The sequence below is a fragment of the Streptomyces lasiicapitis genome (genome assembly GCF_014646335.1).
GTDB lineage: Bacteria > Actinomycetota > Actinomycetes > Streptomycetales > Streptomycetaceae > Streptomyces > Streptomyces lasiicapitis.
This window is the reverse complement of record NZ_BMNG01000017.1, coordinates 118,770-129,789: the sequence shown is the minus strand read 5'-3', so window position 1 is coordinate 129,789 and position 11,020 is coordinate 118,770. Positions and strand designations below refer to the sequence as shown.

Below are 11,020 nucleotides of genomic sequence, written 5' to 3'. Positions count from 1 at the left end.
CTCAATCGCCGGACGGGCTGAAACAACCAACCCAGCCGCACCCGGCAAGGTAAAGCCCGTCCGGCGCTTGAGGACGAGGCGCGGAGCGCCGACAGGGGGAGAGGGCGAAGCCCCAGAAGGGGAGCCGGGGTCCGGGGGCGGAGCCCCCGTGGCCCGAGCACAAGGCCCAGGGGCCAGACAAAAGCCCGGATCGCTAGGCAGAGATGCCGTCGATCCGGGCCATCGCGTCATCCGCGCCGAACGGCTGCAAGTACGGCAGCCAGCGCGGATCCCTATGCCCGGTGCCGATGATGCGCCAGGCGAGGCCGGAGGGCGGGGCGGGTTTGTGGCGCAGGCGCCAGCCGAGCTCCATGAGGTGGCGGTCGGCCTTGACGTGGTTGCAGCGGCGGCACGAGGCCACCACGTTGTCCCAGGCGTGCTGACCGCCGCGACTGCGCGGAATGACGTGGTCGACGCTGGTTGCGGCGGCGCCGCAGTACATGCACCGGCCGCCGTCGCGGGCGAAGAGGGCACGGCGGGTCAGTGGAACGGGCCCCCGGTAGGGGACCCGCACGAAGCGCTTGAGCCGGACCACGCTGGGTGCGGGGATGGTGCAGCTCGCACTGTGCATGAAGGCGCCGGACTCCTCGAGGCAGAGTGCCTTGTTCTCCAGGACGAGGACGAGCGCGCGGCGGAGCGGTACGACACCGAGGGGCTCGTACGACGCGTTGAGGACCAGGACATGCGGCACGGATGCCTCCTATTACGCCGGCGGCGCGTGGCTCGCGCCGGGACGATCTGTAGCCAGTCTCCCCTCATGCCTGGTCGTAGCGCCACCATCAGCCGGTAACGGCCCTGAAGTGTTTTCGACCACACCTCGGGTGGTGGCACGTTTCCACGCCGCCGCCGCCCGCTCCGGGCCTGGTGAGCACCGTCTCTCCTTCGAACATGACAACGATCCACACACGGTGCCCCGTTAGTCTGGTTGGTCTGCCCGGTGCATCTCCTGGGCAGGCCGCTATGCCTGGAGGTACCAGCCGTGTTCCTGTCCGTCCTGTCGGCAACCGGAACGGACCCGGACCCAACACCGTCGCCGACGCGCAAACCGGTGACCCTCGACGACGCCCAGGAGAGCGCCACCAACGCGGCGAGCTGGGTGGAGGAGAACTGGTCGACCTGGCTCGCCATCGGCCTGCGGATCCTGCTGATCGTCGTGATCGCGATGGTCCTGCGGGTGCTCGTGCGGCGCGCCATCACCAAGCTGATAGAGCGCATGAACCGCACGGCATCGGCCGTGGACGGCACCGCGCTCGGCGGGCTCCTGGTCAATGTGGAACGGCGGCGGCAGCGCTCGCAGGCCATCGGGTCGGTGCTGCGGTCGGTGGCGTCGTTCCTGATCCTCGGCACGGCCGCGCTGATGATCCTCGGCACGTTCGAGATCAATCTGGCGCCGCTGCTCGCCTCGGCGGGTGTCGCGGGTGTCGCGATCGGTTTCGGCGCCCGCAACCTCGTCACGGACTTCCTCTCCGGCGTCTTCATGATCCTCGAGGATCAGTACGGGGTCGGGGACTCCATCGACGCCGGCGTCGCCTCCGGCGAGGTCATCGAGGTGGGGCTGCGTGTCACCAAGCTGCGCGGCGACGACGGCGAGATCTGGTACGTACGCAACGGCGAGGTCAAGCGCATCGGCAACCTCTCCCAGGGCTGGTCGACGGCCGGCGTCGACGTGACGGTGCGCCCGGACGAGGACCTGGACAAGGTCAAGCGGGTCCTCGGCGAGGTGGGCGAGCGGCTCGGCAAGGACGAGCCGTGGAACGAGCGGCTGTGGGGCCCGGTCGAGGTGCTCGGCCTGGACAGCGTGCTGATCGACCAGATGGTGGTGCGGGTATCCGCCAAGACCATGCCGGGCAAGTCCCTCGGCGTGGAGCGGGAGCTGCGCTGGCGCATCAAGCGTGCCTTCGACGCGGAGGGCATCCGCCTGGTGGGCGGCCTGCCCATGCAGCAGGACGGCGGCGTGACCCCGGCCGCGGACCCGACGGCGGGCATGGCAGCCCCGTCGGCGTACGCCTCGTCGACGTCCCCGCAGTCCCTGGCGGCGTCACCGATAGCCCCGCCGCCGAACCTTTCGAAGTAGGTCCACGGGAAAGCCCCGCACGACAGCGCCCCCGCAGGTAACGCTTTGGTTGCCGCGGGGGCGTTCTCTCTTGACGGTCCCTTCACGGCGTCCTACGTTCCTCGCATCCAATAGGAAGCCTTCCTAACAGTGACATGGGGGAGGCGGGTCGCCGAAGGGCAGGTGTCGTCAGCGATGGCTGGAACCACCCCATCCAACGGGTCTCCCGGCGTGCCGGGCACCCCCCGCGTGCTCCGCGCCATGAACGACCGCGCCGCGCTCGACCTGCTCGCCGCCCACGGCCCGCTCACCCGCACCCGCATCGGCGAGCTGACCGGCCTGTCCAAGCCCACCACCTCGCAGCTCCTGAGCCGCCTGGAGTCGGCGGGACTCGTACGCACCACGGGCCGGCAGAGCGGACGCCCGGGTCCGAACGCCGTCCTGTACGAGATCGACCCCGCCGTCGGCCACGTCGCCGCCCTGTCCGCCGACCCCACCGGCATCACCGCCCTGGTCGCCGACATCACCGGACGCGAGGTGGGCAGGCGGCGCATCGAGGCCTACCCCGAGAAACCAGTCGCCGAGGACGTACGCCACCGCACCGCGCAGCTCGTCGTGGAGGCCGTGGACGGCGCGCTCGCGCAGGCCGGGCTCGGCCACGACGACCTGCGCGCCACCGTCATCGGCACGCCCGGCGCCATCGACCCGCACGACGGCCGGCTCCGCTACGCCCCGCACCTGCCCGGCTGGCACTCCCGCACCCTGCGCGCCGAGCTCGCCGAGGTCCTCGGCACGCCGGTGACCATCGAGAACGACGTGAACCTCGCCGCCATCGCCGAGCAGTACGAGGGCGCGGCCCAGGACCACGACGACTTCGTGCTCGCCTGGCTGGACGAGGGCGTGGGCGCCGCGATCGTGCTCGGGGGCGTGCTCCTGCGGGGCGCGACCGGCGGTGCGGGCGAGATCGGCTACATGCCGGTGCCGGGCGCCCCGTTGCTGCGCGGCCCCGAGGGGACGCCCGGCTCGTACCGGGGCGGCTTCGAGAGCCTGGTCTCCGGCGCCGTGGTCCGCGAGCGCGCGGGCGGCAAGCTGCTCCCCGACGCGCTCGCCGACACCGTCGTGCGCGACGAGCTGGCCCGCCACATCGCGACCGGCCTCGCCGCGGTCGTCGCGGTCGTCGACCCCGAACTCGTCGTCCTGTCCGGCCAGGTGGCCCAGGCGGGCGGCGAGGAGCTGCGCCTGCGCGTCACGGAGGAGATGACGGGCCTCGCCCTGCCGCGCCCGCTCCTGCGCATCAGCGAGCTGGACGGCGACCCGATCCTCACCGGCGCCCTGCGCACCGCCCTCGACCAGGCCCGCGACACCGTCTTCGACACCGCCTGAGCACTCGGCACATCACGCTCCGCCCGCGCCCCCTCCCGAAAAATCCCGACTTCCCCAAAGTCCCCGACTCCCCAACACCGCCTCCCGCAAAGGACGTCCGCCATGCCGCGATGGCGCATACGCAACGGCGTGCCCGCCGCCCTGACCGCGGCCGGACTGCTCTTGGCCGGCTGTGCCAACCCGAGCACCGGCAGCGCCGACGACGATCCGACCAAGCCCGTGACGCTGAAGTTCTGGCACGGCTGGTCGGCCCCCGGTGAAGTCAAGGCGATCAACGCGAGCATCGAACGGTTCGAGAAGCTGCACCCGAACATCGATGTGAAGGCGACCGGGAACGTCACCGACGAGACCATCAACCAGGCCCTGCGGGCGGGCGGCGGCGAGGCCCCCGACGTCGTGTCGTCGTTCACGACGAACAACGTCGGCCAGTACTGCGACTCCGGCATGTGGGTCGACCTCGACCCCTTCATGAAGAAGACCGGCCTCGACAAGAAGAAGACGTTCCCCAAGACCCTCCTCGACTACACGAGTTACAAGGGCACCCAGTGCGCGCTGCCGTTCCTCGCGGACGCGTTCGGCATGTACTACAACAAGGACGCCTTCAAGGAGGCGGGCATCGAGCGCCCGCCGCGCACCATGTCGGAGCTCAAGGAAGTCGCGGCGAAGCTGACCGTGCGCAGCGGCAAGGACTCGTACAAGCGCGTCGGTTTCATGCCGAACTTCCGGCTCTACCAGAACGCCCCCGACCGGCTCTTCGCGCAGTGGGGCCCCCAGTACTTCGACGCCGACGGCAAGTCGAACCTCGCCGACGAGCCCAAGACGTACGACTTCTTCAAGACCACCAATGAACTGATCGAGGCGCAGGGCGGCTTCGACGACCTGGAGAAGTTCCGGGCCACCTTCGGCGAGGAGATGTCCAGCCAGAACGGCTTCCTCACCGGGAAGCTGGGGATGCACCTCGACGGCGAGTGGCGCGGGCTGATGCTGGACGAGAAGAAGGCGAAGTTCGACTGGGGCGTGGCGCCCCTGCCGGTGCCGGACGACCAGGCCGACAGCTACGGCCGCGGCTTCATCACCGGCACCGTCCTCGGCATCGCGCACAGCAGCAAGAAGCAGAACGCCGCCTGGGAGCTGGTCAGGTTCCTGACGGCGAACACCAACCAGGTCGTGGACCTCGCCAACGACATCCACAACGTGCCGTCCACCTTCGCGGCCCTCAAGTCGCCCCGCCTGGACGCCGACCGCCGCTTCCGCACCTTCTTCAAGATCCTGGAGAACGAGCACAGCCAGGCGCTCCCGCAGTCCACCAACGGTGGCTCGTACATCGTCTCGCTCGCCGACCTCGCGTACTCCGTCGAAGCAGGCGGCAAGAAGAACCTGCGCGAGGGGCTCAAGAAGCTCGACGACCAGATCGACGCCGACAACCTCCAGGCAGAGAACTGAGGAGCGCCCCGCCATGGCCCTGACACTCTCCCGCCCCGCGCGCCGCAGACTGCGCGTGCTCGGCTTCCTCTCCCCCTGGCTGATCGGCTTCAGCGTCTTCTTCCTCTATCCGCTGATCGCCACCGTCTACTTCTCGTTCATGCACTACAACCAGATCAAGGAGCCCACGTTCGTGGGCCTGAAGAACTGGCGGTACGTGTTCGAGCAGATGCCGCTGTTCGGCCCGGCGCTGTGGAACACGCTGTGGCTTGTCGTGGTGATGGTGGCGCTGCGGGTGATCTTCGGGCTCTCGCTCGGGCTGCTCATCACGAAGATCAAGACGGGCGTCGGGTTCTTCCGCACCGCCTTCTACATCCCCTATCTGGCCCCGCCGGTGGCGGCGACGGTCGCCTTCGTCTTCCTCCTCAATCCGGGCTCGGGGCCGGTCAACGAGATCCTCTCCAAGATCGGGATCACGGCGCCCACCTGGTTCAACGATCCGACGTGGTCGAAACCCTCGCTGGTGATGCTCTCCCTGTGGGGCATCGGCGACCTGATGGTGATCTTCATGGCCGCGCTGCTCGACGTACCGAAGGAGCAGTACGAGGCGGCCGAGATCGACGGCGCGGGCGCCTGGTCGAAGTTCCGCTACGTCACCTGGCCCTCGATCACGCCGATCGTGATGTTCGCCGTGGTCACGGGTGTCGTACAGACCATGCAGTACTACACGCAGGCCCTGGTCGCGGGGAAGATCGCCTCCGGCGTCTCCATCGGGCCCGGCTCGGTGATCCAGCCCGGCTATCCGGACCACTCGACCCTCACGGTCCCCCAGCTCGTCTACCAGATGGGCTTCCAGAACTTCAACACCGGTGCGGCGTGCGTGCTTTCGCTCGTGCTCTTCGCCATCGCCATGGCCGTGACGATGCTGCTGATGCGCAAGCGCTCCGGCCTGCTCGCGGCGGAGGACTGATCTGCGATGACTTCCACGACACTCAGCGCGCCGTCCACGGCGTCCACCGCCACCACCGCCAAGCCGCGCGGCCCCGAGGCGGCCCGCGCCCGCCGCAAGCGCATCCTGCACTGGATAGCCGTGCACAGCGTCGCCATAGCGGTGGCCCTGCTCTTCATCCTGCCCTTCGTGTTCGTCTTCCTGACGTCCGTGATGAGCGACTCGCAGGCGATGAGCGGCGATCTGTGGCCGTCGTCCTGGCACTGGGAGAACTACAAGGCCGTCTTCGAGACGGACGGCTTCCTCACCTGGTGGCGCAACTCCCTGATGTACGCGGGTCTCGGCACCCTGTTCACGGTGTGCTCGGCGATCCCCGTGGCGTACGCGCTCGCCAAGTTCCGCTTCCGGGGCCGCCGCACGGCGATGCTGCTCGTCATCTCGACGATGATGCTGCCGCCGCAGGTCATCGTGATCCCCATGTACCTGGTGTGGGCGCAGCAGTTCCATCTGTCGGGCACGCTGTGGCCGCTGATCATCCCGATGGCGTTCGGCGACGCGTACTCGATCTTCCTCCTTCGTCAGTTCCTCCTGACGATCCCGAAGGAGTACATCGAGTCGGCGCGCGTGGACGGCTGCGGCGAGGTCAGGACCCTGCTCAAGATCATCGTGCCGATGGCCAAGCCGGGCATCGCGGCGATCGCGCTGTTCCAGTTCTTCTACTGCTGGAACGACTACTTCGGCCCGCAGATCTACGCGGCGCAGGACCCGGGCTCCTGGACCCTCAGCTACGGCCTGGAGTCCTTCAAGAGCGCCCACATGGTGAACTGGAACATGACCATGGCGGCGACGCTGCTGGTCATGGCTCCGGTCATCGTCGTCTTCTTCTTCGCACAAAAGGCCTTCGTGGAAGGCGTCACCCTCACCGGAGTAAAGGGCTGATTCAGCAAATGAAGCTCGCAGTGGTCGGCGGAGGCTCGACCTACACACCCGAACTCATCGACGGATTCGCGCGGTTGAGGGACACCCTGCCGATCGAGGAACTCGTCCTCGTCGACCCGGCGGCCGACCGCCTGGAGCTGGTCGGCGGCCTCGCCCGGCGCATCTTCGCCAAGCAGGGCCACCCGGGCCGCATCGTCACCACGTCCGACGTGGACGCGGGTGTAGCCGACGCCGACGCGGTGCTGTTGCAACTGCGCGTGGGCGGCCAGGCGGCACGGCAGCAGGACGAGACGTGGCCGCTGGAGTGCGGCTGCGTCGGCCAGGAGACGACCGGCGCGGGCGGCCTCGCCAAGGCGCTTCGCACGGTGCCCGTCGTCCTCGACATCGCCGAGCGCGTCCGCCGCACCAACCCCGACGCCTGGATCATCGACTTCACCAACCCCGTCGGCATCGTCACCCGCGCCCTGCTGCAGGCCGGGCACAAGGCCGTCGGTCTGTGCAACGTCGCCATCGGCTTCCAGCGGAAGTTCGCCGCGCACCTGGGCGTCGACCCTTCGCAGGTGCACCTGGACCACGTCGGCCTCAACCACCTCACGTGGGAGCTGGGCGCGCGCCTCGGCGGCCCCGACGGCGAGAACGTCCTGCCCAAGCTCCTTGCCGAGCACGGCGACGCCATCGCCGAGGACCTGCACATGCCGCAGGCGATCGTCGACCGCCTCGGCGTGGTCCCCTCCTACTACCTGCGCTACTACTACCAGCACGACGCCGTCGTACGGGAGCTGCGCACCAAGCCGTCCCGCGCGGCCGAAGTGGCCGCGATGGAAGAGCAGTTGCTGAAGATGTACGGCGACCCGGCCCTCGACGAGAAGCCGGAACTGCTCGCGAAGCGGGGCGGCGCGTTCTACTCGGAGGCGGCGGTGGACCTGGCAGCGTCGCTGCTGGGCGGCGGAGGCAGCCCGTACCAAGTGGTGAACACCCACAACAACGGCACCCTCCCCTTCCTCCCGGACGACGCGGTCATCGAGGTGCAGGCGACTGTGGACTCCTCGGGCGCAACTCCCCTGACCGTCCCATCCCTTGACCCGCTGTTCTCCGGACTGATCGCGAACGTGACGGCGTACGAGGATCTGGCGCTGCACGCCGCGCTGCACGGCGGCCGCGACCGCGTCTTCAAGGCGCTGCTCGCGCACCCGCTGGTGGGTCAGTACGAGTACGCGGAGAAGCTCACGGACGATCTCGTCGCACACAACCGGGAGCACCTCGCGTGGGCCTGAGCACACCGCACGGCGCGGGCCCTTCGGCGTCCACGTCACTGCTCGCCATCGACGCGGGCAACAGCAAGACCGACGTCGCGGTGGTCGCGGCCGACGGACGGGTCGTCGGCACGGCACGCGGCGGCGGGTTCCGGCCACCGCAGGTCGGCGTGGAACCGGCGGTGGACGTGCTCGCCGAGGCGGTGGGCCGGGCGCTCGGCGAGGCGGGACTCACCACGGTCAGCCATGTCTCGGCGTGCCTGGCCAACGCCGATCTCCCCGTGGAGGAACGGGAGTTGGCGGCTGCGGTACGCCGTCGTGGCTGGAGCGGCAGCGTCGACGTACGCAACGACACCTTCGCGATCCTGCGGGCGGGCCTGGTCGAGGACGCCGAGCCGCGCGGGGTCGCGGTGGTGTGCGGCGCAGGCATCAACTGCGTCGGCATGCTGCCCGACGGCCGCACGGCCCGCTTCCCGGCGATCGGCAAGATCTCCGGGGACTGGGGCGGGGGCGGGGGCCTTGCGCAGGAGGCACTGTGGCACGGGGCTCGGGCGGAGGACGGCCGCGGCGGCCCCACGGCCCTCATGACCGCCCTCCCCGCCCACTTCGGCCTCCCCTCCATGTACGCCCTCATCGAGGCGCTGCACCTGGGCCACATCGAGCCCGCCCGCCAACACGAGCTGACCCCCGTCCTGTTCGCCACCGCCGCCGAGGGCGATCCGATCGCGTGTCTCCTGGTGGACCGCATGGCCGAGGAGGTCGTCGCCATGTCGACGGTCGCCCTCGCCCGCCTCGACCTCCTGGAGGAGGCCGCGCCCGTCCTCCTCGGCGGCAGCGTCCTGGCGGCCCGGCACCCCCGCCTGGACGACGGCGTCCGCGCGCGCCTCGCCGAGCGGGCGCCCAAGGCGGTCCCCCGCGTGGTGACGGAACGGCCCGTGCTGGGGGCGGCGTTGCTGGGCCTGGACGAGCTGGGTGCCCCGGCGGCGGCGCACGCCCGGGTACGCGCGCATTACGCGCCCGAAGGGACCAGCACCTGACTGCTGGGGCTCCGCCCCTCTCCCCCGTTGTCGGCGCTCCGCGCCTCGTCCTCAAACGCCGGACGGGCTGAATACTTCGCCGGTGCGGCAAGGTTTCAGCCCGTCCGGCGTTTGAGGACGAGGCCGTTCAGGCCGACAGCGGGGTCCACCCCCACCCCCGGAACCGAACACACCCCCGCCGCGTGTTCAAAGGTGCCCACCGACCATGATTCCGCACAAGATCAGGTCAAGGCATGTGCGGATGTCCGCCCCGGCGGCGATACTTGCGCCCGTGCACGGCAACAGGCCACCAGCCGAGCACGACTTCCGTCGCCGCCTCGGCACGGGAGGAAGGCCCGTCCGAAGACCAAGGGGGAGGTCGAGGTCAGGTGACACACCCACCACAGGCACCACCGCACGCACCCACGCCGACCCAACCGCCACTGCCGGCCCAGGCAGCGGCGACGGGCCCGGCGGGAGCACAGCACCAGGCGCCCACGCCGGAAAGAAGCACGGCGTGGGCCGAAGGCGTGGCCCGCCTGCGCGCCGCGGCGACCACCGAGCCGGGCAGGCTCCGCGCCATCGGCGCGATCCTCGCCGCCCTGGTCCTCGCGTTCGGCGCGATCACCACCTGGCAGACGACCTCCCGCGCGGACGCCGCGGACCGCGTCCTGAACCGCAGCCAGCCCCTGAGCAACGACGCCGCGGCGATCTACCGCTCCCTGGCGGACGCCAACACGGCCGCGTCCAGCGGCTTCCTGGCCGGCGGCCAGGAGCCCGCGAAGGTCCGCGAGCGCTACCAGCGCGACATCGACCGCGCCAGCGAGAAGCTCGCGACGGCCGCGGCGAACGCGGGCTCGGACTCCTCGTCGGCGACTTCGGTGAGCGAACTGAACAAGCTCCTGCCGCAGTACACGGCCCTCATCGAGCGCGCCCGCGCCAACAACCGCCAGGGCCTGCCGCTCGGCGGCGCCTATCTGCGGTACGCGAACGACAAGATGCAGACCGAGATGCTCCCCGCCGCCGAGAAGCTCTACAAGGCGGAGAACGAGCGCCTGAACGACGACTACGCCGACGCCAAGCCCTACCCCTGGCTCGCCATCGCCTTCGGCGTCCTCGCGCTGACCGCCCTCGGCCTGGCCCAGCGCCGCAACTACCTGCGTACGAACAGGGTGTTCAACGCGGGCCTGGTGGCCGCCACGACGGCCGCCGCGGTGGCGCTCCTGTGGCTCCTCGGCGGTCACACCTTCGCCCGCTCCGGCCTGAACGAGTCGTACGACCACGGCGTGAAGTCCCTGAACGTCCTCAACGACGCCCGCATCAGCTCCCTGAAGGCGCGGAGCAACGAGAACCTGACGCTGGTCAGCCGGGGCGCCGAGACCGTCGCCGTGGGCAGCGCCACGAAGGACAAGTTCGACGTCGCCTACCAGCGGCAGATGGCGCGGCTCGCCGGCGGCAAGGACGGCGGCGGCCTGCTCGGCGAGGCAGCGAAGCTGGCCGACGACGACTCGGGCAAGAACCCGGTGAAGAAGGCCGCGACGAACGTGACCGAATGGAAGGACCGCCACAAGTCGGCCCGCGCGCGCGACGACGCGGGAGACTACGAGGGCGCGTTGGACGCGGTCATCGGCGCCGAGAAGCCCGGTACCGAGCCCACGGGCGAGTCCTTCGACAACGTGGACGCGGCACTCGACGTCGCGCTCACGCACGAGCTGAGCGAGTTCAAGAGCGCCGCCCAGGACGGCAAGGGCGCGATGGCGGGCCTGCCGGTGGGCGCCGCCGTGCTCGCGGTGCTCGGCGCGGCCGCCGCCGTGCTCGGCATCGGCCGCAGGCTTTCGGAGTACCGGTGATGGGGGGCCCGCGGACGATGCGTACGCGACCTGACGAGAAGGAACAGCACACGGCGGCGGCGACCCGCCGCGCGACGATCCGGCGCCGCGGCCTCGCGGCGCTGCGCGGCTGGGGC

At 70.2% G+C, this 11,020-nt stretch carries 9 protein-coding genes; 8 read left to right on the top strand and 1 reads right to left on the bottom strand.

Features of this window, described 5'->3' with window-relative positions; genetic code table 11:
* Positions 1 to 193: 193 nt before the first annotated feature.
* On the bottom strand, positions 194 to 730 hold the full coding sequence (locus IEY91_RS33335; protein WP_164324968.1) for an HNH endonuclease: 537 nt from the start codon (positions 728 to 730) through the stop codon (positions 194 to 196).
* A gap of 288 nt (positions 731 to 1,018) precedes the next feature.
* Between IEY91_RS33335 and IEY91_RS33330 the strand changes: the two genes are divergently transcribed.
* The 8 genes from IEY91_RS33330 to IEY91_RS33295 all read left to right on the top strand — a co-directional run bounded on the left by IEY91_RS33330 (position 1,019) and on the right by IEY91_RS33295 (position 10,904).
* Positions 1,019 to 2,113 carry a mechanosensitive ion channel family protein gene (locus IEY91_RS33330; protein ID WP_164324966.1) on the top strand — a complete coding sequence of 365 codons (1,095 nt, stop codon included), beginning with the start codon at positions 1,019 to 1,021 and terminating at the stop codon, positions 2,111 to 2,113.
* A gap of 174 nt (positions 2,114 to 2,287) precedes the next feature.
* On the top strand, positions 2,288 to 3,475 hold the full coding sequence (locus IEY91_RS33325) for an ROK family transcriptional regulator (RefSeq protein WP_164324964.1): 1,188 nt from the start codon (positions 2,288 to 2,290) through the stop codon (positions 3,473 to 3,475).
* A gap of 102 nt (positions 3,476 to 3,577) precedes the next feature.
* A complete protein-coding gene (locus IEY91_RS33320) occupies positions 3,578 to 4,918 on the top strand; it encodes an ABC transporter substrate-binding protein (RefSeq protein ID WP_164324962.1) in 1,341 nt (446 codons plus the stop codon).
* Between the two features lie 13 nt (positions 4,919 to 4,931).
* On the top strand, positions 4,932 to 5,867 hold the full coding sequence (locus IEY91_RS33315) for a carbohydrate ABC transporter permease (RefSeq protein WP_164324960.1): 936 nt from the start codon (positions 4,932 to 4,934) through the stop codon (positions 5,865 to 5,867).
* A 6-nt stretch (positions 5,868 to 5,873) separates the two neighbouring features.
* Positions 5,874 to 6,785, top strand: a complete 912-nt coding sequence (locus tag IEY91_RS33310; RefSeq protein WP_164324958.1) for a carbohydrate ABC transporter permease — start codon at positions 5,874 to 5,876, stop codon at positions 6,783 to 6,785.
* Between the two features lie 8 nt (positions 6,786 to 6,793).
* On the top strand, positions 6,794 to 8,059 hold the full coding sequence (locus IEY91_RS33305) for a 6-phospho-beta-glucosidase (protein ID WP_164324956.1): 1,266 nt from the start codon (positions 6,794 to 6,796) through the stop codon (positions 8,057 to 8,059).
* Positions 8,050 to 9,075, top strand: a complete 1,026-nt coding sequence (locus IEY91_RS33300) for an N-acetylglucosamine kinase (protein WP_189176846.1) — start codon at positions 8,050 to 8,052, stop codon at positions 9,073 to 9,075. Before IEY91_RS33305 ends, IEY91_RS33300 begins: the two co-directional genes overlap by 10 nt.
* Before the next feature lie 368 nt (positions 9,076 to 9,443).
* Positions 9,444 to 10,904 (top strand): GlnX family signal transduction membrane protein, encoded by a 1,461-nt coding sequence (locus tag IEY91_RS33295; RefSeq protein WP_373288074.1) that lies wholly within the window; start codon positions 9,444 to 9,446, stop codon positions 10,902 to 10,904.
* Positions 10,905 to 11,020 lie beyond the last annotated feature (116 nt).